This window comes from Sphingomonas alpina (genome assembly GCF_014490665.1).
GTDB classification, from domain to species: domain Bacteria; phylum Pseudomonadota; class Alphaproteobacteria; order Sphingomonadales; family Sphingomonadaceae; genus Sphingomonas; species Sphingomonas alpina.
Genome location: NZ_CP061038.1, coordinates 2,912,078 through 2,935,646 on the forward strand (window position 1 = coordinate 2,912,078; position 23,569 = coordinate 2,935,646).

The following is a 23,569-nucleotide window of genomic DNA, read 5'->3' on the forward strand; positions in this document are numbered from 1 at the left end:
GCACCCTGCTTGGGCACGAACCCTATGTGAATCATCCAAATCGCATATACAAGTCTTGTAATTCACTGCGATTTCGACGATTCTCTTCCGTCGCCGAAATCAGGGTCACCTGCCGCGCTGACCCGATCGCGATGCACCCGCTTTTCACCATCAATGTCGCTTGAAGTACTGCACCTCGCGCTCGTGCTTTTCCGCCGCTGCGCGCGTGTCGAAGGTGCCGAGATTGCGGCGCTTGCCGGTCTTCTCGTCGACTTTCCTGGAATAGAGCCGGTATTCGCCGGACCTGAGCTTGCGGATCATGGCCTCGCCTCCTCATCCGCATAACGCACGGGGTGAGAAGCTTATCCGTCTAGCGACGGCAATCCTCGGTCACGCGCAGAATCTCGGCCCAGGCCGGCACGACCAATGTCGGAAATCCGGGCTGCTGCACCACGAACCGCCCACGGCTGAATCCGATCGCTTCGAGCAGGCTGTCGCGCGCGTTGATCGAGACGGCGAGAGCACCGCCGACTGGCGTCGTGTTGAGCGTGCGCATCGCGGTCGAGGTGCGGATCGTCATCGGCACGGCGCCGGGGGCAACGCCGGTCCGTGAAAGATAGATTGCGCCCGCGTCGCGGTCACACCGCAGCGTGAGCAACGGCTCCATACCGGGCCGGCCGAACAAGGCGACCGAGCCGCGACCATCCTGACGATAGACCCAGTCACCCGGCGTAAACGGCCAGTCGCGCCAGTCGCTGCTCAAGGGAGCTGGCACAGGTGCGGGAGTCGGCGTCTGGATCGGCACGGGCCGGGGTACAGGGCGCGGCGGCGGTTTGGACGGGGCCACGCACCCTCCCAACACGACGAGCAGGGCGAGGAAGGGAAACGAACGCATGACAGCGTCTATGGGCGAAGCCTGCAGCAGGCTCAACCGCCCTATGACTATTTCCTTGGCGAACGTGCCGGGATGAGCGACGTATCCGATCAGGAGAGATCATCTATGGCGCTTGATGCGAAACGGCTGAAATCGATTATCGGCGGGTCCGCGGGTAATCTCGTCGAATGGTATGACTGGTACGCCTATTCCTCGCTGTCGCTGGTGTTCGCCGCGACCTTCTTTCCCAAGGGCGACCTGACCGCGCAGTTGCTCGGCACCGCGGCGGTGTTTGCGGTCGGTTTCCTGATGCGGCCGATCGGCGCCTATGTCATGGGCCGCTATGCCGACACGCATGGCCGCAAGGCTGGGCTGGCGTTGTCGGTCGGGCTGATGTGCGCGGGCTCGCTGATGATCGCCTTCGTGCCCGGCTATGATACGATCGGGGTCGCTGCACCCGCGATCCTGCTCATCGCACGCATGATCCAGGGTCTGTCGGTGGGCGGCGAATATGGCGCCAGCGCGACCTATCTGTCGGAGATGGCGACGCGCGACCGGCGCGGTTTCTGGTCGAGCTTCCAATATGTCACGCTGATCGGCGGGCAGCTGACTGCGTTGGCAGTGGCGGCGATCCTCCAGGCAACACTCAGCAAGACGCAGATGGCCGATTGGGGCTGGCGCATCGCCTTCATCATCGGCGCGGTACTTGCCCTGGTGGTCTATGTCCTGCGCCGTCGCCTCGCCGAGACCGAGGCATTCGGGAAACTCGATGCGAACCGGCCCAAGTCCGGCCTGATGGCGCTGTGGAAAGCGCACCCGCGCGAATTTATTCTGGTGGCGGTGATCAGCGCCGGCGGCAGCTGCGCCTTCTACGCCTACACCACATACATGAAGACGTTTCTGACCAATACGAGCGGCTTCGCGGTGCAAACCGGCACCTTCATCATGACTGCGGCGCTGGTGGTTTACATGCTCGCACAGCCACTGTTCGGGCTGCTCGCCGACCGTCTCGGGCGCAAGCCGATGCTGCTGCTGTTCGGCTTTGGCGGCATGATCGTCTCGGTACCGGTATTCAGCATCCTGGCAGCGACGCGCGATCCGGTGATTGCCTTTGCGATCATCCTGGTGCCGCTGATGCTGTTGTCGGCCTACACCTCGATCAGCGCGCTGGTGAAGGCGGAGCTGTTCCCGGCGCATATCCGCGCGCTGGGCGTCGCGCTGCCCTATGCGATCGGCAATGCGGCGTTCGGCGGGACGGCGGAATATGTCGCCCTGTGGTTCAAGCAGGGCGGCATCGAATCCGGCTTCTACTGGTATGTCACGGCGATCATCGGTGCGGCGACCATCGCCTTTCTGATGTTGCCCGAAACCAAGCGCACCAGCCTGATCGAGGAAGATTAAGGAACCGCACAGCGCTGTAAATGTTACGCAACGACTCCAAGGGGGAATCTCATGTCCAAAGCGTCAGACGAACCGACCCAGTTGCTGATTCAGTCGAACAAGGTCGATGTGATGCCGGTGCGCAGTCGCGACGGCGACAAGATCGGCTATGTCTACGCCTTCATGATCAACAAGCGTAGCGGCCAGGCGGTCTATGCCGTGCTGACGATCGGCGGGTTCCTGGGCATGGGCAAGGCCTATTACCCCCTGCCGTTCAGCCTGCTCTCCTTCGACGCGGTCGCCGACACCTATATCGTGACGATCGACCGCCGCGTACTCGAAGGCGGTCCGAGCTGGGCGGCGAACGCGCCGATATTCGACCAGGCCTATGCCGACCGAGTGGCGAGCTATTACGGTGTCGGCAAGGAAGATCTGTCGCTGGGGACGGCGACCGCCTGAGCGACGCTGAGCACGAGAGAGGCTCGCTCGTCTCTCAGGATCGACGCCCGGTGCCGCCCATCCGCATCTTCTGGCTTTTGCCGTAGCGCGTTTTGCGCGTGCCCGGCTTGCCCTCGTTCGAGCGGCCCATCATCGGCGCTTTCTGCTGATCGACCGGCAGGCCGAGCTCTTCCTGTTCCAGCTGGCGGATCTCGTCGCGCAGGCGGCCGGCGGTTTCGAATTCCAGATCGGCGGCGGCGGCGCGCATCTGCTTTTCGAGATCCTCGATATAGGCGCGCAAATTGTGCCCCACCATGTGCGGGCGATCCTCGTCGATCTCGATCGTGACCTGGTCGCGGCTCGACACGTCCTTGATGATGTCGCCGATATTACGGCGGATCGTCTGCGGCGTGATGCCGTGCTCCGCATTATAGGCAAGCTGCTTTTCGCGGCGCCGCCCGGTCTCGTTCATCGCCCGCTCCATCGAGCCGGTGATGCGATCGGCGTAGAGGATCACGCGCCCGTCGACATTGCGCGCGGCGCGGCCGATCGTCTGGATCAGCGACGTCTCGGAGCGCAGAAACCCTTCCTTGTCGGCATCGAGGATCGCGACCAGCCCGCATTCGGGGATATCGAGCCCCTCGCGCAGCAAGTTGATCCCGACCAGCACATCATAGACACCAAGCCTGAGATCACGGATCAGCTCGATTCTTTCGAGCGTCTCGACGTCCGAATGCATGTAGCGGACCTTGAGGCCCGCCTCGTGCATGAATTCGGTCAGATCCTCCGCCATGCGCTTGGTCAGCGTTGTCACCAGCGTACGATAGCCGGCCTCGGCGGTCTTCTTCGCCTCGACGATCAGGTCCTGAACCTGTTCTTCCACCGGCTTGATCTCGATCGGCGGGTCGATCAGCCCGGTTGGACGGATGACCTGTTCGGCGAACACGCCGCCGGTCTGCTCCATTTCCCACCCGCCCGGAGTCGCCGAGACATAGGTGGTCTGTGGGCGCATCGCTTCCCATTCGTTGAAGCGAAGCGGGCGGTTGTCGATCGCGCTGGGCAAGCGAAAGCCATATTCGGCGAGCGTCAGCTTGCGGCGGTGATCGCCGCGCGACATGCCGTTGATCTGACCGATCGTGACATGGCTTTCATCGACGAATAACAAGGCATTATCGGGTAGATATTCAAACAATGTCGGAGGAGGCTCGCCGGGCATACGACCGGTGAGGAAACGCGAATAATTCTCGATCCCTGCGCAGCTGCCGGTCGCAGCGATCATCTCGAGGTCGAAATTGGTTCGCTGCTCGAGCCGCTGCGCCTCGAGCAATTTCCCTTCCGGCACCAGTTCCTTGAGCCGCTCGGCGAGTTCGAACTTGATCGCCTCCATCGCCTGTTTCAGCGTCGGCCCCGGCGTCACATAGTGCGAGTTCGCATAGATGCGGACATAGTCGAGGCTCGCGACCTTCTTGCCGGTCAACGGATCGAATTCGACGATCTCCTCGATATCATCACCGAAGAAGGACACGCGCCACGCCGTGTCCTCATAATGCGACGGGAAGATTTCGAGATTGTCGCCCTTCACGCGGAAATTGCCGCGCTGGAACGCCGCGTCATTGCGCTTGTATTGCAGCGCGACGAGCTTGCGCACGATCTCGCGCTGATCGACCGACTGGCCCTTTTTCAGGTCGAAGATCATCGCCGAATAGGTCTCGACCGAGCCGATGCCGTACAGGCACGATACCGAGGCGACGATGATCACATCGTCGCGTTCAAGCAGCGAGCGAGTCGCGGCATGGCGCATCCGGTCTATCGATTCGTTGGTCGAGCTTTCCTTTTCGATGTACGTGTCCGACCGCGGCACATAGGCTTCGGGCTGATAATAGTCGTAATAGCTGACGAAATATTCGACCGCATTGTCCGGAAAGAAAGACTTGAACTCGCCATAGAGCTGAGCGGCGAGGATCTTGTTCGGCGCCAGGATCAGTGCCGGACGCTGCACCGCCTCGATCACCTTGGCCATGGTGAAGGTCTTGCCCGAACCGGTAACGCCGAGCAGCACCTGGTCGCGCTCACCCGCCTGGGTCTGTTCGACCAGTTCGGCAATGGCAGTCGGCTGGTCGCCCGAAGGCGTGTAATCGCTGACCAGCTTGAATGGCTTGCCGCCTTCCACCTTGGGCGGGCGAGCCGGGCGGTGCGGGATGAAGTTCTGCCCGGTTTCGGGTTCGTCGAGACTGGTGCGAATCTGAATGGCCATGGCTTGAATATGGGGTCGCAAACGGCGATCGGCAACGCACGCATCGACCAGGAGCGGCGCGTTCCACACTGCCTCATAATCACCAGATTATTCCTCAAAAGCTATTGCGACTTACTCTCATTATCGATAGTCGCACTCCCAATCGTCACGAAGGAGTCGCCATGTACCGTTTCGTCGACCGCCCGTTGACGCAGCTCGACGACGAGATGGCCTTTCTGGTCGCAGCGATGCGGACCTGGGTAGAGGCGTCCTCGGCGGGCCGCTGCTCGTGCGCCGCGTTGCGCGGATCGTTCGCCAAACGGAACATGCTGGAGGCATTACCGGATTTCGGCATGGCAATGGCCGCACTCAACATCGACGGCCTGGGCCGGCTGGTCTTCGCGCCACCCGGCTATGTGCTGGTCAATGACGACGAAGCGCGCCTGCTCGCTTTGTTCTCCGCCACGCGCGCACCCGATCCCGGCCCGTTGCGACGCCAGGCCGCCAGCCTGGTCGCGGACGAGGCGGTGCTCTGCCTGATGCTCGCGGTCGAGCGGGTCGGTGCCGCTCTTCCCCTCCCGACCGCCGCCCATCGCAGGAACGATAATCGATCATGAACATGTACGTTCGCACGCCCCAGCTCATTCCCGACCATCCCGCCTTCGCGACCAGCGATGTGCGCTGGGTGCGGCACTGGAACGAGCATCTGTTCAGCTTCGCGATCAGCCGCCCCGCCAGTTTCCGCTTCCGCTCCGGCGAGTTCGTGATGATCGGCCTGCCGGGCGAGGCACGCCCACTGATGCGCGCTTATTCGATCGCCAGCCCGGCCTATGCCGATGAGCTGGAATTCCTGTCGATCAAGGTGCCGGACGGCCCGCTTACCGGCCGGCTTCAGACGATCCATGCCGGTGATCAGGTCTATCTCGGCCGCAAGCCGACCGGTACCCTGGTGTGCGACGCACTGCTCCCCGGGAGCCGGCTGTTCCTGTTCTCCACCGGTACTGGGCTGGCGCCGTTTCTGAGCCTGGCGCGTGATCCGGACATTTATGACCGCTTCGCACAGATCATCCTGGTCCACTGCGTACGGCGAGTCAGCGACCTGGCCTATCGCGACGAACTGACCGCGCAGCTGGCAGGCGATCCGCTGGTCGGCGACCAGGCGTTGCTCCAGTTCCACTACATTCCCACCTGCACGCGCGAGCCATTCCACACCAGCGGGCGGATCGGTGCCCTGATCGAAGATGCAAGGTTGTTCGGACCGCCGATCGGCGGCACCCGCGCACTCGACCCGGCAACCGACCGGGTGATGCTGTGCGGCAGCACCGGCATGATCCGCGATCTTGGCGCGATGCTCGAATCGATCGGCTTCGACGAAGGGTCGAACGCCAATCCCGGTCGCTTCGTGATCGAGCGCGCCTTTGTCGATTGATGCGTCCCGATTGCGATAGCGGCACGATCGGCCGATAAGCCCGGCAGGATATTTTGCCGGAGTGACGCGATGACCCGCCTTCTCGCATGCCTGCCGCTTGCACTTTTGATCGGCGCGGCCCCCGGATCCCATATGCAGCCTGGCAAATGGGAGACCAGGATCGAGATCATCGACGTCAAAATGCCCGGCGGACCGCCCGGCGTGGCGGCGGCAATGAAGGGTAAGCCTAAGATCGTGACAGCCTGCGTCACGCCGGAACAGGCGGCGCAGGGCCCGCGCGCGGTAACCAAGGCTGATCCGGGTTGTAAATTCACGCGCTATTCGATGACCAATGGGCGGATTTCGAGCCAGCTGGTCTGCAGCCGCCCACGCGGCACGGTGACCATGACATCCGAGGGAAGCTACACCCCGACCTCCTACACCGCGGTCGGCCGGGGCGTGATGAGCGGCAAGGCACCGATGACCATAACGACACGGACCAGCGGCCGCCGGATCGGGCCATGCTAATCCTCCGGACATGATTTCGACATCGCGATAGGGGAAGAAACAATGATCGGTTACGCAACGCTCGGCACCAACGACCTCGACCGGGCGCTGGTCTTCTACGACGGACTGGCCACCGCAATGGGCGGCAAAAGGCTGCTGACCATGCCCGATGTGCGCGGCTTCACCCTTTATGGTGCTGGCCGAGACAAACCGATGCTGGCCGTGACCCGGCCCTATGACGGCGGCACCGCGTCGGCCGGCAACGGTACGATGGTCGCGCTCATGGCCGACAGCCGCGCGCAGGTCGATGCGATCTATCACAAGGCGATCGAGCTGGGCGGCAGCGACGAGGGCGCGCCGGGCTTGCGCGGCGGCGTCGGCGATCAGGCATTTTACGGCGCTTATTTCCGCGACCCGGACGGCAACAAGTTCTGCGCCTATCGCACCGGCGAGGAATAAGTGACGCGCCCGTACATTACCCTGCGTCTCCCGAACTTTGCTCGGCAGATATCCCATATAAGCTTCTCCGGCGAAGGCCGGGGCCCAGTCGAGGAGCGTCTGCGGCGACGCGCAGCGCTCGTTAACTCCTACCTTCCGACTGGGCCCCGGCCTTCGCCGGGGAAGCAATTGAGGAGCTACTAGCGGAGTCCATCGCCGATTTAACGGGGTGGCGGGTTACGGACGATGGGACGGTACTAGCCAGGGGCCCGACCGGATACAGCCAGTTTCAGGGCAGCCTCCCCACGACATTGCCCGGCGGCGCGTAGCGGCACACGAGATAATCATCGCGATCGTTACTCGCCATCGCGCAGCCGAACGCCGTCGTTCCGCCCCAGATGATCTGGGTATAATGGGCGACATCCTGCCACTTGCCGGTAGTGGAGAAATCCGGAGTCGGTGCACGTCGGTAATAGCGTTCCTCGTCGACCCAATGCCCGACCATTTCCTCATAACGATAGGCGCCCCGCGTACCGGTCCACAGATTTTCGCCCTGCGCGGTCGCTCCGCGCGGCTCGCGCGAATGTTCGAACCGGCCAGATCGCGCGAGTTCCTGTGCATAGCGCTGCGCATCAGCGGCGAGCGTCGCATTCCATGCCAGCGGCGCCACACCAGCCCGCGCGCGTGCGTCGTTATGTCCCTGGATCATTGCCTTGCGCAGCGACGCATCACCGCGCGGCGCGTTTCCGGCAAAGACGCGCTCCTCGGTCACGCGCACCGGACCGTTCGAACAGCCGGTCAGCAGCATCAAGGCCAGCGCCAGAACTCGCATCTTCCCTAGCTCCTCTCGTGCGACCATAAGCGCGCGACCATGAACCCCGCAGAAACAGCACCGCTAGCCCTTTATGTCCATTGGCCGTTCTGCGTGTCGAAATGCCCCTATTGCGACTTCAACAGCCATGTACGCGACGGTGTGGACCAGGCGGCATGGCGCGCGGCATTGCTCGCCGACCTGGCACATGAGGCCGCGCTGACGCCGGGGCGCAAGCTTAGTTCGATCTTTTTCGGCGGCGGCACGCCCTCGCTGATGCCGCCCGAGACGGTTGCCGCGATCCTGCGCGCGGCGGAGGATAGCTGGGGCTTTACCGAGGGTGTGGAGATCACGCTCGAGGCCAACCCGTCATCGGTCGAGGCGGCGCGCTTCGCCGATATCGCCAGTGTCGGGGTGAACCGGGTGTCGCTCGGACTCCAGGCGCTCGACAATGACGCGCTCGCCTTTCTTGGTCGCGCGCATGACGTGGACGAAGGGCTGGCCGCGCTGGCGACGGCGCAAGCCGCGTTCGAGCGCGTCAGTTTCGACCTGATCTATGCCCGGCCCGATCAGCGGCTCGACCATTGGGAAGCCGAGCTGAAGCGTGCTTTGTCGTTCGGTACCGAACATCTGTCGCTCTATCAGCTGACGATCGAGCCCGGCACGCGTTTCGCCACCGAGGCAGCGGCGGGGCGGATCGTCGTTCCCGATGGAGACACGGCCGCCGACTTGTTCGAGGCGACCCGGGCGATGACCGCAACGGCGGGCTTACCCGCCTATGAGATTTCCAACCATGCCCGCGCCGGGGCGGAGAGTCGTCATAATCTCGTCTATTGGCGCTACCAGGATTATTCCGGGATTGGCCCGGGCGCACATGGCCGGCGCGGTGGACTTGCGACGGTCCGGCGCAAGAAGCCGGAGAACTGGATGGCGGCGATCGACCGCAATCAGCACGGTATCGAGGCTGAGGATGCGCTGGGCCCCCGCACACGAGCGACCGAAGCGCTGCTGATGGGGTTACGGTTGCGCGAGGGCGTCGATCTCGCGCGGATCGCGGCGCTAGGGGAATGCAGCGTGGCAGCGCTGATCGATGAGAAGGCGCTGGGCCTGCTTGTCCACCAGGGGCTGGCCGTGCAGAGCCAGGACCGGCTGCAGATCAGCGAGGCGGGGATGTTGTTGCTCGACGCAATCCTGCCGGTGATTGTCCAATCAGAAGCCTAAGAATAACCGCTTCCCCGGCGAAGGCCGGGGAAGCAATGTTTATCCCCTATTTCCCTGCGAACCCGGTCGGCGCGGCGGACACCACCACGGTCGTCCCGCCACGGATCTCCTGCACCTCCAGCGCACGCTCGGCGATATTGTCGCGGCCGAAGCGGAAGGCGCCGTCGATACCGGCAAAGCCGCCGGCATCGTGCAGCCGCGCCTCGGGGAATCCGTCACCGACCCGCCAGTCGCGTGCGATGCGGACGGTCAGCAGCACCGCATCATAGCCTAGGCTCGACAGGCGGAACGGCGCCGCGCCGAACCGGGCGCGATATTTGGCGGCATATTGGCGATAGAGATTGTCCGGCACGCTGGCGAACCAGGCGCCATTGAGCGACGCCTTGCTCGCGATCGAAGCTTCCGAATTCCACAATTCGGTGCCGAGCACGCGCGCCGTCGCGCCACCGTTCCGGCGCAGCAACGGCACGGCGGCGGCCGCGCTGGATCCGCCATCGGCGATCAGCACCGCCTGATATGGCGAGTTGCGCGCCATGCGCGTCACTGCTGCGGCAAGCGATCCGGACGCGCGGTCATAGGTCTGCAAGGTGACGACCTGACCGCCCGCGCTTTCGACCGCGCGCAGGAACGAGGTCGAGGCGCGTTCGCCGTACAGGCCGTTCGGAACCAGCCCGGCAAAGCTCTCCACTCCCTGGCCGCGTGCATAATCGACCACCCGCGCGATCGACTGAGCGGGCGCATAGCCCATCAGATAGGCGCCATTGCCCGCCGCGCTGGCATCGTTGGAGAAACTTACCACCGGCACGCCAGCACGGCGCGCGATCGGCGCGATGATGCGGACATCCTCGCCGAGCAACGGCCCGAGGATCAGCTTGTTGCCGTCGGCAATAGCGCGTTGCAACGCATTGGCGGCGCCGAGCGCGGTGTCATAAGTGGTGACGCGCACCTTCTCGTTCTTGGTGTCGAGCAGGGCGAGCTGAGTCGCATTGGCGAGGCTCTGGCCGACGCCGGCATTGCTGCCGGTCATCGGCACCAGCAATGCGACGCGGTGGCGCGCGGTGTCGACCGGAATGCCCGGATCGATCAGCGACGAATCAGTCGTGGGACGCGTCGCGGGGGGCGTCTTGGTCGCCGGACCGCGCGGTACGACCGTCTGGCAGCCGCCGAGAATCAACGCGCCGGCGACGATTGCCGCCCGCAGGAACGAAACGCCCCGTTGCGGTACCGATACACCCTCTGCCATGACTACTCCCAATGAACGCGGAACTCGAACCTGGTCTCTATATCGTCGCCACCCCGATCGGCAATCTCGGCGATCTCTCGCCGCGAGCCGCGCATGTGCTGGCCAACGCCGCGATAATCGCGGTCGAGGACAGCCGTGTGACGGCGGTGCTGCTGCGTCATATCGGGGTCAAACGGCCAATGACACCCTATCATGACCATAATGCCGAAGGGGTGCGTCCCGGCCTGATCGCGCGCATGGCGACAGAGGCTGTCGCCCTGGTCTCCGACGCGGGTACGCCGCTGATCTCCGACCCGGGCTACAAGCTGGTCCGCGATGCGCGCGCGGCGGGGCATAATGTCGTGACGGTGCCGGGACCGTGCGCGGCGATCGCGGCACTGACCCTGGCCGGTCTGCCGACCGACCGATTCCTCTATCTCGGCTTCCTCCCGCCCAAGGCGCAGGCGCGCGCAGCCGCGGTCGCCGAAGTGGCGGCGGTGCGCGCGACGCTGGTGCTGTACGAATCGGGACCAAGGCTGGCGGCGACGCTTGCCGCACTCGCCCAAGGACTGGGCGAGCGCGAGGCGGCAGTCACGCGCGAGATCACCAAACGATTCGAAGAAGCGGTGACCGGCACGCTCGGCGAGCTCGCGGCGCGCTACGCCGACGCACCGCCGCGCGGCGAGATCGTCATAGTCGTCGCCCCGCCGGGCGAAGCTGCGCCTGCATCACAGGATGATGCGGAGGCGGCGCTGGTCGAGGCACTGCAGCGCTTGCCGATGGCGAAAGCGGTGAGCGAAGTGGCGAAGAAGCTCGGTGTCGACCGCAAGGCGCTCTACGCTCGGGCGCTGGAGATGAAGGGGTGAGAGACCGCCGCGTCGCCGAAGCTGCGGGCCGTCGCGGTGAACGGCTTGCCGCCTGGTGGCTCCGCCTCAAGGGCTGGCGCATCCTCGATCGCCGCGTGCGCACCCCGGCCGGTGAAGTCGATCTGGTCGCGCGTCGCGGCAATCTGATCGCCTTCGTCGAAGTAAAGATGCGCGCCACAGCCGGCGAGCTCGATTTCGCGATCGACGAACGCCGCCTCGCCCGCGTCGCGGCGGCGGCCGAGGTGCTGATGTCGCGCTATGCCGGGCCGGGCGACGATATCCGCGTCGATGTCATCCTGCTCGCACCGGGCACGCGGCCGCGCCATATCGAGAATGCCTGGATCGGGTGACTTTCCGCAGCGCGCATCCTACATCGCGCAGGCCATAGCTCGGAGAAATTCATGTCGCTCGCCGTCGCAGTCCAGATGGATCCGCTCGACAGTATCAATATCGCCGGGGATTCGACCTTTGCGCTGATGCTCGCCGGGCAAGCGCGCGGGCACCGGCTGTTCCATTATGCTGCCGAGGATCTGAATTATGCCGATGGCCGGGTCTGGGCCAAGGCGCATCCGGTGACGGTGCAGCGCGTTGCTGGCAGCCATTTCGAGTTCGGCGAGCCCGTCTCGCTCGACCTCGGCGAGGATGCGGATGTGGTGCTGATGCGTCAGGATCCGCCGTTCGACCTGGGCTATATTACCGCGACGCACCTGCTTGAGCGGATCGCGCACAAGACCTTGATCGTCAACGATCCGGCCAACGTGCGCAACGCGCCGGAAAAGGTCTTTGTGCTCGATTACGCGCACTTCATGCCGCCGACATTGGTCACCCGTTCGCTCGACGAAGCGCGCGCCTTCCTTGCCAAACATGGCGAGATCGTCGTCAAGCCGCTGCACGGCAATGGCGGCAAGGCGATCTTCAAGGTCGGATCGGATGGCGCCAACCTGTCCGCGCTGATCGAGGTCTTCAATATGACCTGGCGCGAACCGCACATGATCCAAGCCTTCCTCCCCGATGTTGCGCAGGGCGACAAGCGCATCGTGCTCATCGATGGCGAGGTCGCGGGCGCGATCAATCGCTTGCCGGGCGCTGGCGAGATCCGCTCCAACCTCGCAGTCGGCGGATCGGCAGTGAAGACCGAGCTGACCGAGACCGAGCTGGCGATCTGCGCCGAACTCGGACCGGAATTGAAGAAGCGCGGGCTGCTGTTCGTCGGCATCGACGTGATCGGCGGCAAATGGCTGACTGAGATCAACGTCACCTCCCCCCACCGGAATCGTCGCGATCGACCGCTTCAACGGGACCGATACGGCTGCGCTGATCTGGGCAGCGATCGAGACGAAGGTGGCGGCACGCGTATGACCTGCGGACCCTTTATCCGCCGCCGTTCGTCCTGAGTCTGTCGAAAGACAAGGAGTCGCGCATGCCAATGTGCTTCGACAGGCTCAGCACGAACGGTTGAGAAGCGGGATCCATGACCGACATCATCATCAACATGATCGCATGGGGCGGTTATATCGGCATCTTGCTGCTGATGGCGGCGGAGAATGTGTTTCCCCCGATCCCGTCGGAAGTGATCATGGGCCTTGGCGGCATGGCGGTGGCGCGCGGACAGATGGCCATGGTGCCGCTGATCCTGTGGGGCACGGTCGGCACGGTGATCGGCAATTATTTCTGGTACGAGATTGGGCGCCGCCTTGGTTACAAGCGGTTGCGGCCGTTCGTCGATCGCTGGGGCCGCTGGCTGACGCTCGAATGGCATGATGTCGAGAAGCTCCACGCCTTTTTCCAGCGCCATGGCCAATGGGTGATCTTCGTGTTCCGTTTCATGCCGGCGGGCCGCACGATCATCTCGCTGCCTGCGGGCATGACGTGCATGCCGCATTGGCGCTTCATCGTATGGACGGCGGCGGGCAGCGCGATCTGGAACACGATCCTGGCCGGCGCGGGCTATTATCTCGGCGCCAATTTCCATGAGCTCGACCGCTATGTCGGGCCGGTCGCTGTGGCGACGATGGTGGGAATCGTCGGCTTCTATCTGTACCGCGTGATATGCTGGAAGCCGCGCGCCTGATAATCCCTAACCGGCGGGGGCCGATACATCGGCGCTGGAACGGCTACCCAGCATCGCATCGAGTTCACGGCCGATCCGCGCCGCAAATTCTTCGATCGACGCAACCACCGCCTTCAGGCTGACCGAACGCGGTTCAGGGTCGATCGCACACAGGGTGCCGAAGAAGCTGCCGTCGGCGCGGACGATCGGGACCGAGATATAGCTTTGGAAGCCGTACATGATCGGCGTGGGGTGAGTGCGCCATGCCGGCTCGTCGCGGACATGGTCGATATAGACGCGGAGACGACTGTCCCTGATCTCGTCGCAGATCGTGGTGCGAACCTCCAGCTCTTCGCCGGCATCGAGGCCGAACCCGATATCGTCCTGCACCTGGCACGCGATCCAGCGGCCATCGGTGACCCGCGCCACGGCGGCAAAGCCCATGCCGGTGATGCGGCAGACATCGGCAAGAATCGTCCTGACAACGTCCATGCGCTGCACCGCGGCGACATCGGCAGCAAGATCGGGAGAAAGCGGAGAGCCGGTCGTCATCCACTCGCTTGTGGATCAAAGCGACGCCAAGTCAATTGATTGACATCATGCCCGAGGATGCGCGTTGCGATAGACATCGAGCAGATGCGCCGCATCGACGGCGGTGTAAATCTGGGTCGAACTGAGGCTGGCATGGCCGAGCAACTCCTGCAGCGCGCGCAGATCCGCGCCGCGCCCAAGCAGATGCGTAGCGAAGCTGTGGCGCAGGGCATGGGGGGTGGTGCGGTCGGACAGGCCGAGCCGGGTTCGTGCCGCCTGCACCGCGCGGCGGATCAGCGCGGGATCGAGCGCGCCCCCCTTGGCGCCGCGGAACAGCGCCTCGCTCCGCTCGATCGGCCAGGGACATAGCGCGGCATAGGCCTCGATCGCCTCGCGCACTTGCGGCAGCAACGGCACGATGCGCGTCTTGGCGCGCTTGCCGGTGACGCTGAGCGTCGCGCCGAGCGGCAGGATCGCGCCGGTCAACCCAGCCGCCTCGCCGATGCGCAGGCCCGCGCCATAGAGCAGCAGCAACACCGCCCAGTCACGTGCGCCGATCCACGGTTCGGCCGCGTTCTCCGCCACATCCTCGGCCAGCGATACCACCTCATCGGGCGAGATCGGCCGCGGAATGCCCTTTTTCACGCGAGGCCCCTTCAATCGCGGCGTGGCCCCTTCCCCGCCGGAAAAAGTGAGAAACCCGCGCACCGCCGACAATTCGCGCGCGGCCGAGGCATTGCCCAGTCCCTCGGCGCGGCGGAATGCGAGATAGGCGCGCAGATCAGCCGCGCTGGTCTTGGCCAGCCGTTCGGCAGAGATCGCTTCGCCCCAATGCCCGGTCAGGAATGCCACCAACCGATGCGCGGTCGCGACATAGGCGCGCACGGTATGCGCCGAGCGTCGGCGATTCTGTGCGAGGTGATCGCTCCAGGCAAGGATCGCCGCCTGCATCGCCATTTATGCCGGGACGATCATCACCTTGACGCTGTCCCCGGCGATCCCGGCGAGTTGCAGCGCGTAAAGGCCCTTGGCGAGATTGAAGTCGACGATCTTGCGGATCCCGGTGCAAGCCGGCCCATGCCCGTGCGCGGTCGAGGCCAGCGCCCTGCCTTGCGAGACGACATCGACCCAGGCACCGCTGCCCAACGCAACCTTGTAGGTACCGGTCCGCGGAATGGCGAAATAGGCGATCGCCGATTTGCCCGGCCGGGTGGACGGCGTGGCCGTCGCCCATTTCATCACAGACGGGTCGACCGCATGGGCGACGAATGGCGCGCCAATCGTGATTTCCTTTGCGTCCTTCGATGGCGGCTGGTTCCATTTGGCGAATGCCGGCGGCAGATCGCCCTGGCGAACGCATACCGGCTCGGTTTTTTCACCCGGCATCGGGGCTGGGGCAGCGGTGGCCTGGGCGAGCAGGAGAAGAGCGAGCAACGACACGGGCGAGAACTCCGGAATGAACCAACGGGGGAACGTCTCCCTTTGCACTAGCGCAGGCAAAAGCCATATGCACCTGTATGTCGTCCCGCGCCCGCGTCCTCGTACTCAATTCCGCCCTCGGCCCGCTGGATTACCGCGTGCCGCACGGCATGACCGTCGAGCCGGGCTCGATCGTGATCGCCCCGCTCGGCCCGCGCCAACTGCTCGGCGTGGTGTGGGAACCGGAGCGCATGCCATCCGATGCCGAGGTCGGCGACAACCGGCTGCGTAACCTGATCGGCGTGGTCGATGTGCCGCCGCTTGCCGATCCGCTGCGCCGGCTGATCGAATGGACCGCCGGCTATTATCTGGCGCCGCCCGCCTCGGTGGTGCGCATGGCGATGCCTTCGTCTTCTGCGCTGGAGGGTGCACGCACCGTCACCGAATATCGCGCGACCGGGCTGGTGCCCGATCGCATGACACCGCAACGCGAACAGGCGCTGGAGCGGATCGGCGATCGGCAGGGGCTGATCCGCGAACTGGCGATCGCCGCCGATGTATCGGACGCGGTGATCCGCGGGCTGGTCAAGACCGGCGCGGTCGAAGCGGTCGAGGTGGATATCGACAGTCCCTACCCCCTGCCTGATCCCGGGTTCGGCCAGCCCGCTTTGTCGGCCGATCAGCGCGCAGCGTCCGAGGTGCTGGTCGCCAATGTCACCGCGCGTGCCTTTCAGCCGACCTTGCTCGATGGCGTCACTGGCTCCGGCAAGACCGAAGTCTATTTCGAGGCGATCGCCGCTGCGATCCGCGAAGGGCGGCAGACTTTGGTCCTGCTGCCCGAGATCGCGCTGACCGAACCATTCCTGCAGCGCTTCACCGCACGCTTCGGCTGCGAGCCGGTCGCGTGGCATTCCGGCCTGCGCAGTTCACAGCGGAGGCGCGCCTGGCGCGCCATCTCCAGCGGTCAGGCCCTGGTCACCGTCGGGGCGCGATCGGCGCTCTTCCTGCCCTATGCCAATCTCGGCCTGATCGTGGTCGACGAGGCGCATGAGACGAGCTTCAAGCAGGAGGAGGGCGTGCATTATCACGCTCGCGACGTGGCGGTGATGCGCGGGCTGTTCGAGCCATGCCCGGTGATCCTCGCCTCTGCCACGCCGGCGATCGAGACGCGCCAGCAAGTCGCACTCGGCCGCTATGCTGAACTCAAGCTGCCCGGGCGCTGGGGGGCGGCGGAGATGCCGGCGATCGAGGCGATCGACCTGATCGCCGAACCGCCCGAGCGCGGCCGCTGGATCGCGCCGCGCCTGGTCCGTGCGATGCAGGAGACACTCGAACGGCGTGAACAGGTCTTGCTATTCCTCAACCGGCGCGGCTTTGCGCCGCTGACCCTGTGCCGAACCTGCGGGCATCGCTTCCAATGCCCAAATTGCACCGCCTGGATGGTCGAGCACCGGCTCGTGCGCCGGCTCGCCTGCCACCATTGCGGCCATATCGAACAGGTGCCGCGCACCTGCCCCGAATGCCAGAATGAGGATACCCTTGTCCCGGTCGGCCCGGGCGTGGAACGTATCGCCGATGAGGTCGCCGCACTCTTCCCGGATGCCAAGACCGCAGTCGTCACCTCCGATACGATCTGGTCGCCGGCCAAAGCGGCTGAGTTCGTTCACCGCATGGAGGCGCACGATATCGATATCGTGGTGGGCACGCAGCTGGTGACCAAGGGCTATCACTTCCCCAACCTGACCCTTGTCGGGGTGATCGATGCCGATCTCGGCCTCAATGGCGGCGACCTGCGCGCAGCGGAGCGAACCTTTCAGCAGATCATGCAGGTGTCGGGGCGCGCCGGTCGCGGCGCCAAGCCGGGCCATGTCTATATCCAGACGCACAGCCCCACGGCGCCGGTGATGCGCGCGCTGATCACTGGCGATGCCGACGCCTTCTACGAAGCGGAGACCGAGTCCCGGCGTGAGGCCGGCGCTCCGCCGTTCGGGCGTTTCGCCGGGATCGTCGTGTCGAGCGAGGACAAGGCAGCCGCGCATGAGATTGCGCTGCTGATCGGCCGCAGCGCGCCGCGCGTCGAGGGGATGGAAGTCTATGGCCCCGCCCCCGCCCCGCTCGCCATGCTGCGCGGCCGGCATCGGCAACGGCTGCTGGTCCATGCACGCCGCGCGCTCGATGTGCAGGACCTGATCCGCGACTGGCTGGGCAAGCTCGACTGGCCGTCAAAGGTGCGCGTGACGGTCGATATCGATCCCTATAGTTTCGTCTGATCACGCTTGCCCGACAGGCGAGCCTTTGTCAGACAGTTGCGGGGAGATTGAGCGCATGTTCAGGGGCATGTTCCGGGGAGCAATGGCTCTCGCCGCCACGATGCTGCTGGCACAACCAGCCGCCGCCGGCTGGCTGCAGGCGCGCTCGAAGCATTTCATCATCTATAGTCAGGGCAGCGAGTCGAATCTGCGCGAGTTCGCAACCCGGATCGAAGCACTCGATGCTTCGCTGCGCTCGCTCAGCAACAAGCCTGACCGGGAGGGCATCGAGTCGAACCCGGTGACCATCTTCATCGTGCCCAGCATCAACGCCGTGCGCTCGCTCTATGGAGATCAGCGGAGCCAGGTTGCGGGCTTTTATGTGCCGCGTGTCGAAGGGTCGGTGGCGTTTACCCCAGCCAGAACGGATGAAGGCGCTGGCATTGACCGTGAGGATAATCCGTTCTCGCCAAGCGTCGTTCTCTTCCATGAATATGGCCATCATTTCCTGCTCGGCAATTTCTCCATCGCCTATCCCTCCTGGTTCAGCGAAGGCTATGCCGAAGTCGTTTCGACTGCGGCCTTCAACAAGGAGAAGAATGAAGTCGTGCTTGGCGGTGCCGCCAATCACCGCGCCTATTCGCTGTTTCGCGGCAAGACATTGTCGATGGAGCAGCTACTCGCTTCGTCCCAGCAGCGCATGACCGATGATCAGGTCGCGGATCTCTACGCCCGGGGCTGGCTGATCACTCATTATTTGATGTTCAACAGCGAACGCGCCAAGAAATTCTCTACCTATATCAAGGCGCTGAACAGCGGCACACCAAGCATCGAGGCAGCGCGCACCGCCTTTGGCGACCTCAAGGCGCTCGACAAGGACTTGCAGCGCTACATGGCGAATCGCCTGCCGGGGTTCAGGATCACCCTGAAGGCCGGTGAGATCCCGGCCATTACGATCCAGCCGCTGAGCGAAGGGGCCGATGCGATGATGGCCAGCCGCATGCGATCGACGCGTGGGGTCGACAGCGATCGGGCGGCCAAGGTCTTCGCTCAAGGCAAGCAAGTCGGCGCACGCTATCCGGACGACCCGGTCGTCCAGGCATGGCTGGCGGAAATGGCCTATGACGCGGGTGATGATGCCGCGGCGGAGGCCGCGGCGGATCGTGCATTGGCCAGCGATCCGAAATCGATCCAGGCGCTGTCGTACAAGGGCCGCGTGCTGCTGCGCCGGGCCGAGAAGGCGAAAGCCGATGCCAAGACCTGGGCCACTGCGCGAAGCTGGATCGTCAAGGCCAATCGGGTCGATCCGAACGTCGCGGCGACTCTTGCTCTGTTCTATGGCAGTTTCTTGATGCAGGATATCAAACCGAGCGCGAGCGCGGTTGCCGGGCTGGAACGCGCTTTCGAACTCGTCCCGCAGGATCCTGGACTGCGCTTCATGCTGGTCCGGCAAGAGATCGAGGACAACAAGATCGATCTCGCGCGCGATCTGCTGGCCCCGCTTGCTTATGACCCGCACGCATCAGGTGACAGCCCGGTCGGCAAGCTGCTGGCCGACCTCAAGGCCGGAAAGCAAGGCCAGGAGGCGCTGGACGCCTTCGATGCCGCCATCACGCAGCAAAGCAAGGCGAGTGAAGGAAAGAAGGATTGACGCCATGGCGGCGATTGCCGGTTGAACCTCTCCGGCTTTGCTGAGACAAGCGGCCGATGCTCCTCCGCGGAACCGACATGATGGCACGATTGCTCCTTTTTGTGCTGCTGCTCATGTCGCTCACTGCCCCGGCCCGGGCCGACGATATCTCGGCGTCGGGGCGTGGCGTGGTGCGGGTCGTGACGATCGCCGTGGTCGACGAGAAGGTGGTCGATTTCGGCCATGGCAGCGGCTTCGCAGTCGCGCCCAACCGGGTGGTCACCAACGCGCACGTGGTCGAACTTGCCGCGCGCTATCCCGATAATGTGGTGGTCGGGATCGTGCCCTCGGAAGGCGACAAATCCTATGAGGGCAAGGTCATTGCGCTCGACGCGGCGCGCGACCTCGCGCTGATCGAGTTCAAGGGCGTGAACCTGCCGACGCTCGCGCTCTATACCGGGCCGGTCGACGAGGGCGGGTCGGTGACCGCGCTCGGCTATCCCGGCAATGTCGACATCGCCACCGCCCGCTCCGCCGCCGACTATATCCGCCCGCTCTCGCCGGTCCGGTCCGAAGGCGTATTCTCCGGCCGGCGCACGCTGACCGATATCGAAGTGCTGCTCCACACCGCGAGCATCGCGCGCGGCAATTCGGGCGGGCCGCTGCTCGATCCGTGCGGCCGCGTGGTTGGGGTGAACTCCGCGCTGACGAAAAGCGAAGAAGGCGATTCGAGCTTCGGCTTCGCGATCGCCGATACCGAACTGGCAGCCTTTCTGCGCGCGGCCAAGCAGCCCTATGCAGCGGTCGGCGTCCCCTGCACGAGCATTGCCGACCGGCTGCGCCAGGACAGCGACGCCGATGCGCGCGCCGCAGCCGATGCGCAGAACGCCAAGCTCGACGCGGCGGGCAAAGTATCGGCGGAGCGCGAACAGGCACTGGTCAAGGCCCGCGCCGACGCATTGCGCAGCAGCGAGAATTACATGGCGATCGCCGCCGTGCTGCTGGTGCTGGGGGCGCTGGCGGTTGGCGGCGCGGGGTTGCTCGAGTTACGCAACGAACGGCGTATGGCGATCTGGGTCGCGGTCGGCGGCGGTACCTTGTTCATCGCGGCGGTGATCGTTTTCCTGCTTCGCCCGACCGGCGAGGTGACGCTGCCTGACCTCGCAACGGCGGCGGCAATGCCGGTCGCGGTCAACAGCGAGGCGGCGCTTGGGAAGATGGTGTGCACGGCGGTGCCGGAACGCAGCCGGGTTACCGTGTCGTCGACCGAGCCGGTAGCGATCGACTGGGGCGCGGCAGGCTGCATGAACATGCGTACCCAATATGCCGAGAATGGCAGCAAATGGGATCGCATCCTGGTGCCGTCCGAGGAGCAGACCGTGTCGATCCTGCAGTTCGATCCGGCAACGCGGCTCTATTCGAACAGCCGCTATCTGCTTTCCGCCACGCAGATGGATGCGGCGCGCAAGATCCGCTCGCAGGTGACGCTCAAGGCATGTTCCCCTGATATCGCGGCGCGCGCGAACCTGTCGACGCAGCAGGCGGCGATCCGCGCCGCGCTGCCGCCCTATCCCAATGAGAAGATCGTCTATTCCTGCAAGGCGGCGGATTGATCCGGCTTCGGGCGCATCCAGAAGGGCGCGACGAAGCGCCCGCGCCGATGCGCGACGACGAGGAGCGCAATACCGAACGCGGTGCAGAGAATGACTGCCGGCAATGACGCCTCGGCACCGAAACTGCCGCCAGTGAGCAAGTCCGAACCCGTGATGCGCGGCACGAGCAGGCCATCCTGTTTGAAGCCGGAAACGGCAATGCCGTAGATACCGCCCTGCGCGAAATTCCATGCCGCATGCAACCCGATCGCGGCCCAAAGCCGGCGCGTCAGCATATAGAGTGCAGCGAGCATGATCCCGGCTTCGAGCGTGATCGCGAAACCCGCCAGGAATGTCGCATTGGGGTTGCTGAGGTGCAACGCGCCAAACAATGCCGCCGAGAGGACCAGGGCGATCCAGCTGCCGAGCCAGGATTCGATGATGCGAAAGAAGAACCCGCGCAGTGCGATCTCCTCCGTCACGCCGGAGGTGATGGCGATCGCAAGCGATGGCAACAAGACGGTGGCGGCATGGGTTCCGATCACCCGATAGCCGCCAAACGCGGCAATGGTGCCGACAACCAGTGAGAAGAGGAGGAGCCCGACAAGCAGGCCCGAACCAAGCTCGCGCGCCCAGCCCGGCAAGGCGAACTCCGGCACGTTCTGGCGTCGCTCGACGAGCCGCGCGAACGCGCAATAAAAGGCGATGAAGATCGCGGCGACGATGATGGCCAGAAGGACAGAGAGCCAGTCATTGCCGCTCTGGCGAAACGACCGGCCGACCAGCCCGGAGATCGTCATGGCGCCGATGATGAAGGCAATGCCGATCGCGAGCAGTACCGGGGGAAAGTGCACGATCCGCCAGACCAGACTGTTCGGCGGCGTATTCGGCGGTGTCGGTTGCATGGCGTCCCCCTTTTCTCACTGCAAGCCTAGCCCCGCCAGCCAGTGGTGCAAGGGGCGAAGTCAGGCCCGGTCGATCCGCGCCGCGAAGCAGCCCGGCGCCGCATTGTGAGCATGGAGATAGGCGATGTCCGGATTGGCGAAGAGCTCGCGGATCCGCGCATCGGCATCGCCGTCCAGCGCCAGGTTGGCGTCACGAAGCATGCCCGCCGTATCGAAAGCGCGAAAGGCGAGGCGACGGTTGGCGAATACCGCCGGCAGGCTGTCGTGAAGTTCCGCCGGGGCAAGCGCGCCTTCGCGCACATAGATCGCATAGCTGTTGCGAAACGGCGTCGTCGCCTTGTGGTCCGCATAATTGAGCAGCAGCAAGGTCTCGCCCGGCTCGGCATCCTCGAGCGTGACGCGGCACGGATAGCCGGGCTTGTGGTCGGCGCGAACGCGGAGCACGCCTTGCTCGGCCAGTTCGGCATCCGGACGCCCGAACAGCGGCGCGAAGTCGTCCAGCGGCAGGCCGGAAATGCGATAGGCCATCATTCCACTCCTTCACGATTGCGCAGCACGATCTTGCGATCCACGCCATAGGCATAGCCGCCCATGCTGCCGTCGGCGCGCTGGGCACGGTGGCACGGAATGACCACCGCGACCTGGTTGGCGCCACACGCCGTGCCCGCCGCACGCACTGCGCGCGGATTGCCGGCGATCGTGGCAAGTTCGGTATAGGTGCGCGTCTCGCCGATCGGAATTTGGCGCAGCGCCTGCCACACAGCCTCCTGGAACGCGGTTCCCTGCACGTCGAGCGGCAGGTCCTGGTCGCGGTCGGGCGATTCGACGCTGGCGACGACGCGCGCGGCAAGATCGGCGAGCGCCGCCCCGCCGGGTACGATCTCCGCGTTGGGGAAACGCTCGCGCAAGGCCTCCTCGCCCTCGTCGAACGACACGCGGCACAGCCCCTTGTCGGTCGCCGCGACGAGCATCGCGCCAAGGCTGGTATCGGCAATGGTCCAGCGGATCGTCACTCCCGCCCCGCCGCGCTTCCACGCGCTCGGGGTCATGCCGAGCCGTTTGGCTCCGCCTTCATAGAAACGGCTCGGGGCGGAATAGCCGGCCTCATAGATCGCCTCGGTCACGGTCGCTTCCTCCGTCAGCGCGCGGGCGGCGCGCTGGGCGCGCAAACCACGAGCATAAGCAGCCGGCGTCACCCCGGTCGCGCGCTTGAACAGGCGGTGAAAGTGATGCGGTGCATAGCCGACCTGCGCGGCGAGATCGTCAAGCGCGACGATATCCTCGGCCGCTTCGATCAGCGCGACGGCGCGGGCAACGGCGATGCGGTCGCGCCCCACCTCGTCCGGCTTGCAGCGCAGACAGGCGCGGAAGCCCCCCGCCCGCGCGTCGGCCGGGTCGCGATAGAAGCGCACATTCTCACGCTTCGGATGCCGCGCCGGGCAACTCGGCTTGCAATAGATGCCGGTGCTGGTGACCGCCACGACGAAGCGGCCGTCAAAACTGCGGTCACGTGCGGAAAAAGCCGTCCATGCCGTATCGGGATTGATCGTCTCGGTTTCCATGCTGCCGATATAGGCGGGTCGTGACGATGCGACATCCCGCCGCTTGCGATCAAAACGGCGGGGGATTTTTTGACTCGAGACGGCGGAAGCGACCGTCCGAGCCGGGGTTCATGGTCGAATGACCGCTGTTATTCCCGAATAAAAAAACCCACCCCTGTTAAGTTGGATTCTGGGTGGGAAATTTCCTTTTGTTTCCAATCCCCTGCACTTTTCCACCGCTGTTATGACAACAGCGGTGGAACAGCGGAATAACA

General features: G+C 64.7%; 24 protein-coding genes and 1 pseudogene. 14 read left to right on the forward strand and 11 right to left on the reverse strand.

The window, feature by feature from the left end; genetic code table 11:
* Positions 1-150 precede the first annotated feature (150 nt).
* Both H3Z74_RS13425 and H3Z74_RS13430 read right to left on the reverse strand, forming a co-directional pair.
* Entirely contained in the window at positions 151-300 is a 150-nt protein-coding gene (locus H3Z74_RS13425) for a hypothetical protein (protein ID WP_187760153.1), read from the reverse strand.
* A gap of 49 nt (positions 301-349) precedes the next feature.
* A complete protein-coding gene (locus tag H3Z74_RS13430) occupies positions 350-874 on the reverse strand; it encodes a hypothetical protein (protein WP_187760154.1) in 525 nt (174 codons plus the stop codon).
* A gap of 105 nt (positions 875-979) precedes the next feature.
* Here H3Z74_RS13430 and H3Z74_RS13435 point away from each other — a divergent pair, with 105 nt between their 5' ends.
* Both H3Z74_RS13435 and H3Z74_RS13440 read left to right on the forward strand, forming a co-directional pair.
* On the forward strand, positions 980-2,254 hold the full coding sequence (locus H3Z74_RS13435; protein WP_187760155.1) for an MFS transporter: 1,275 nt from the start codon (positions 980-982) through the stop codon (positions 2,252-2,254).
* A gap of 51 nt (positions 2,255-2,305) precedes the next feature.
* Entirely contained in the window at positions 2,306-2,692 is a 387-nt protein-coding gene (locus H3Z74_RS13440; protein WP_187760156.1) for a PRC-barrel domain-containing protein, read from the forward strand.
* A gap of 34 nt (positions 2,693-2,726) precedes the next feature.
* On the opposite strand, the gene uvrB is transcribed toward H3Z74_RS13440, so the two are convergent.
* Positions 2,727-4,925 carry an excinuclease ABC subunit UvrB gene (gene uvrB / locus H3Z74_RS13445; protein ID WP_187760157.1) on the reverse strand — a complete coding sequence of 733 codons (2,199 nt, stop codon included), beginning with the start codon at positions 4,923-4,925 and terminating at the stop codon, positions 2,727-2,729.
* 161 nt (positions 4,926-5,086) lie between these two features.
* On the opposite strand from uvrB, the gene H3Z74_RS13450 reads away from it, so the two are divergent.
* The 4 genes from H3Z74_RS13450 (at position 5,087) to H3Z74_RS13465 (ending at position 7,278) form a co-directional block, all read left to right on the forward strand.
* Entirely contained in the window at positions 5,087-5,521 is a 435-nt protein-coding gene (locus tag H3Z74_RS13450) for a hypothetical protein (protein WP_187760158.1), read from the forward strand.
* 2 nt (positions 5,522-5,523) lie between these two features.
* A complete protein-coding gene (locus tag H3Z74_RS13455) occupies positions 5,524-6,333 on the forward strand; it encodes a ferredoxin--NADP reductase (RefSeq protein ID WP_187764315.1) in 810 nt (269 codons plus the stop codon).
* Between the two features lie 69 nt (positions 6,334-6,402).
* Complete coding sequence (locus H3Z74_RS13460) at positions 6,403-6,840, forward strand: DUF3617 domain-containing protein (RefSeq protein ID WP_187760159.1); 438 nt, start codon at positions 6,403-6,405, stop codon at positions 6,838-6,840.
* 42 nt (positions 6,841-6,882) lie between these two features.
* A complete protein-coding gene (locus H3Z74_RS13465; RefSeq protein ID WP_187760160.1) occupies positions 6,883-7,278 on the forward strand; it encodes a VOC family protein in 396 nt (131 codons plus the stop codon).
* Between the two features lie 268 nt (positions 7,279-7,546).
* On the opposite strand, the gene H3Z74_RS13470 is transcribed toward H3Z74_RS13465, so the two are convergent.
* Positions 7,547-8,089, reverse strand: coding sequence for a CAP domain-containing protein (locus H3Z74_RS13470; protein ID WP_187760161.1), 543 nt, complete (start codon positions 8,087-8,089; stop codon positions 7,547-7,549).
* A gap of 39 nt (positions 8,090-8,128) precedes the next feature.
* Here H3Z74_RS13470 and hemW point away from each other — a divergent pair, with 39 nt between their 5' ends.
* Positions 8,129-9,289 (forward strand): radical SAM family heme chaperone HemW, encoded by a 1,161-nt coding sequence (gene hemW, locus H3Z74_RS13475; protein WP_187760162.1) that lies wholly within the window; start codon positions 8,129-8,131, stop codon positions 9,287-9,289.
* A 46-nt stretch (positions 9,290-9,335) separates the two neighbouring features.
* Here hemW and H3Z74_RS13480 read toward each other — a convergent pair whose 3' ends face one another.
* Positions 9,336-10,532, reverse strand: coding sequence for a penicillin-binding protein activator (locus H3Z74_RS13480; RefSeq protein WP_187760163.1), 1,197 nt, complete (start codon positions 10,530-10,532; stop codon positions 9,336-9,338).
* An 11-nt stretch (positions 10,533-10,543) separates the two neighbouring features.
* Here H3Z74_RS13480 and rsmI point away from each other — a divergent pair, with 11 nt between their 5' ends.
* From rsmI to H3Z74_RS13500, 4 genes and pseudogenes are all read left to right on the forward strand, one after another.
* Complete coding sequence (gene rsmI, locus H3Z74_RS13485) at positions 10,544-11,377, forward strand: 16S rRNA (cytidine(1402)-2'-O)-methyltransferase (RefSeq protein WP_187760164.1); 834 nt, start codon at positions 10,544-10,546, stop codon at positions 11,375-11,377.
* Entirely contained in the window at positions 11,374-11,727 is a 354-nt protein-coding gene (locus tag H3Z74_RS13490) for a YraN family protein (protein WP_187760165.1), read from the forward strand. Before rsmI ends, H3Z74_RS13490 begins: the two co-directional genes overlap by 4 nt.
* Positions 11,728-11,778: 51 nt before the next feature.
* Positions 11,779-12,736, forward strand: a pseudogene (gene gshB / locus H3Z74_RS13495) (glutathione synthase).
* Between the two features lie 112 nt (positions 12,737-12,848).
* Complete coding sequence (locus tag H3Z74_RS13500; protein WP_187760166.1) at positions 12,849-13,448, forward strand: DedA family protein; 600 nt, start codon at positions 12,849-12,851, stop codon at positions 13,446-13,448.
* A gap of 6 nt (positions 13,449-13,454) precedes the next feature.
* Here the strand turns inward: H3Z74_RS13500 and H3Z74_RS13505 are convergent, their stop codons facing one another.
* From H3Z74_RS13505 to H3Z74_RS13515, 3 genes are read right to left on the reverse strand one after another with little or no spacing between them, the layout of a single operon-like run.
* Positions 13,455-13,979, reverse strand: a complete 525-nt coding sequence (locus H3Z74_RS13505; RefSeq protein ID WP_187760167.1) for a GAF domain-containing protein — start codon at positions 13,977-13,979, stop codon at positions 13,455-13,457.
* A 45-nt stretch (positions 13,980-14,024) separates the two neighbouring features.
* Positions 14,025-14,915, reverse strand: coding sequence for a tyrosine recombinase XerC (locus H3Z74_RS13510; RefSeq protein ID WP_229726569.1), 891 nt, complete (start codon positions 14,913-14,915; stop codon positions 14,025-14,027).
* Complete coding sequence (locus tag H3Z74_RS13515) at positions 14,916-15,398, reverse strand: homogentisate 1,2-dioxygenase (RefSeq protein ID WP_187760168.1); 483 nt, start codon at positions 15,396-15,398, stop codon at positions 14,916-14,918.
* Between the two features lie 77 nt (positions 15,399-15,475).
* Between H3Z74_RS13515 and H3Z74_RS13520 the strand changes: the two genes are divergently transcribed.
* The 3 genes from H3Z74_RS13520 to H3Z74_RS13530 all read left to right on the forward strand — a co-directional run bounded on the left by H3Z74_RS13520 (position 15,476) and on the right by H3Z74_RS13530 (position 20,869).
* Positions 15,476-17,647, forward strand: a complete 2,172-nt coding sequence (locus H3Z74_RS13520; protein ID WP_187760169.1) for a primosomal protein N' — start codon at positions 15,476-15,478, stop codon at positions 17,645-17,647.
* A gap of 82 nt (positions 17,648-17,729) precedes the next feature.
* Positions 17,730-19,277 (forward strand): hypothetical protein, encoded by a 1,548-nt coding sequence (locus H3Z74_RS13525; protein WP_187760170.1) that lies wholly within the window; start codon positions 17,730-17,732, stop codon positions 19,275-19,277.
* Positions 19,278-19,357: 80 nt separating this feature from the next.
* Positions 19,358-20,869, forward strand: a complete 1,512-nt coding sequence (locus tag H3Z74_RS13530; protein WP_187760171.1) for a S1C family serine protease — start codon at positions 19,358-19,360, stop codon at positions 20,867-20,869.
* Here H3Z74_RS13530 and H3Z74_RS13535 read toward each other — a convergent pair.
* The 3 genes from H3Z74_RS13535 to ada are packed head-to-tail and all read right to left on the reverse strand — an operon-like array spanning position 20,845 to position 23,315.
* Positions 20,845-21,753 (reverse strand): CPBP family intramembrane glutamic endopeptidase, encoded by a 909-nt coding sequence (locus tag H3Z74_RS13535; protein WP_187760172.1) that lies wholly within the window; start codon positions 21,751-21,753, stop codon positions 20,845-20,847. The genes H3Z74_RS13530 and H3Z74_RS13535 overlap by 25 nt on opposite strands.
* 60 nt (positions 21,754-21,813) lie before the next feature.
* Positions 21,814-22,281, reverse strand: a complete 468-nt coding sequence (locus H3Z74_RS13540) for a DUF1203 domain-containing protein (RefSeq protein WP_187760173.1) — start codon at positions 22,279-22,281, stop codon at positions 21,814-21,816.
* On the reverse strand, positions 22,281-23,315 hold the full coding sequence (ada, locus tag H3Z74_RS13545; protein WP_187760174.1) for a bifunctional DNA-binding transcriptional regulator/O6-methylguanine-DNA methyltransferase Ada: 1,035 nt from the start codon (positions 23,313-23,315) through the stop codon (positions 22,281-22,283). The genes H3Z74_RS13540 and ada overlap by 1 nt, the downstream gene beginning before the upstream one ends.
* Positions 23,316-23,569: the final 254 nt, after the last annotated feature.

Bases quoted from the DNA above. Each gene is read 5' to 3' on its own strand.
- H3Z74_RS13425 (WP_187760153.1), bottom strand. From the start codon at position 300: ATGATCCGCAAGCTCAGGTCCGGCGAATACCGGCTCTATTCCAGGAAA.
- H3Z74_RS13430 (WP_187760154.1), bottom strand. From the start codon at position 874: ATGCGTTCGTTTCCCTTCCTCGCCCTGCTCGTCGTGTTGGGAGGGTGC.
- H3Z74_RS13435 (WP_187760155.1), top strand. From the start codon at position 980: ATGGCGCTTGATGCGAAACGGCTGAAATCGATTATCGGCGGGTCCGCG.
- H3Z74_RS13440 (WP_187760156.1), top strand. From the start codon at position 2,306: ATGTCCAAAGCGTCAGACGAACCGACCCAGTTGCTGATTCAGTCGAAC.
- uvrB (WP_187760157.1), bottom strand. From the start codon at position 4,925: ATGGCCATTCAGATTCGCACCAGTCTCGACGAACCCGAAACCGGGCAG.
- H3Z74_RS13450 (WP_187760158.1), top strand. From the start codon at position 5,087: ATGTACCGTTTCGTCGACCGCCCGTTGACGCAGCTCGACGACGAGATG.
- H3Z74_RS13455 (WP_187764315.1), top strand. From the start codon at position 5,524: ATGTACGTTCGCACGCCCCAGCTCATTCCCGACCATCCCGCCTTCGCG.
- H3Z74_RS13460 (WP_187760159.1), top strand. From the start codon at position 6,403: ATGACCCGCCTTCTCGCATGCCTGCCGCTTGCACTTTTGATCGGCGCG.
- H3Z74_RS13465 (WP_187760160.1), top strand. From the start codon at position 6,883: ATGATCGGTTACGCAACGCTCGGCACCAACGACCTCGACCGGGCGCTG.
- H3Z74_RS13470 (WP_187760161.1), bottom strand. From the start codon at position 8,089: ATGCGAGTTCTGGCGCTGGCCTTGATGCTGCTGACCGGCTGTTCGAAC.
- hemW (WP_187760162.1), top strand. From the start codon at position 8,129: ATGAACCCCGCAGAAACAGCACCGCTAGCCCTTTATGTCCATTGGCCG.
- H3Z74_RS13480 (WP_187760163.1), bottom strand. From the start codon at position 10,532: ATGGCAGAGGGTGTATCGGTACCGCAACGGGGCGTTTCGTTCCTGCGG.
- rsmI (WP_187760164.1), top strand. From the start codon at position 10,544: ATGAACGCGGAACTCGAACCTGGTCTCTATATCGTCGCCACCCCGATC.
- H3Z74_RS13500 (WP_187760166.1), top strand. From the start codon at position 12,849: ATGACCGACATCATCATCAACATGATCGCATGGGGCGGTTATATCGGC.
- H3Z74_RS13505 (WP_187760167.1), bottom strand. From the start codon at position 13,979: ATGACGACCGGCTCTCCGCTTTCTCCCGATCTTGCTGCCGATGTCGCC.
- H3Z74_RS13510 (WP_229726569.1), bottom strand. From the start codon at position 14,915: ATGGCGATGCAGGCGGCGATCCTTGCCTGGAGCGATCACCTCGCACAG.
- H3Z74_RS13520 (WP_187760169.1), top strand. From the start codon at position 15,476: ATGTCGTCCCGCGCCCGCGTCCTCGTACTCAATTCCGCCCTCGGCCCG.
- H3Z74_RS13525 (WP_187760170.1), top strand. From the start codon at position 17,730: ATGGCTCTCGCCGCCACGATGCTGCTGGCACAACCAGCCGCCGCCGGC.
- H3Z74_RS13530 (WP_187760171.1), top strand. From the start codon at position 19,358: ATGGCACGATTGCTCCTTTTTGTGCTGCTGCTCATGTCGCTCACTGCC.
- H3Z74_RS13535 (WP_187760172.1), bottom strand. From the start codon at position 21,753: ATGCAACCGACACCGCCGAATACGCCGCCGAACAGTCTGGTCTGGCGG.
- H3Z74_RS13540 (WP_187760173.1), bottom strand. From the start codon at position 22,281: ATGGCCTATCGCATTTCCGGCCTGCCGCTGGACGACTTCGCGCCGCTG.
- ada (WP_187760174.1), bottom strand. From the start codon at position 23,315: ATGGAAACCGAGACGATCAATCCCGATACGGCATGGACGGCTTTTTCC.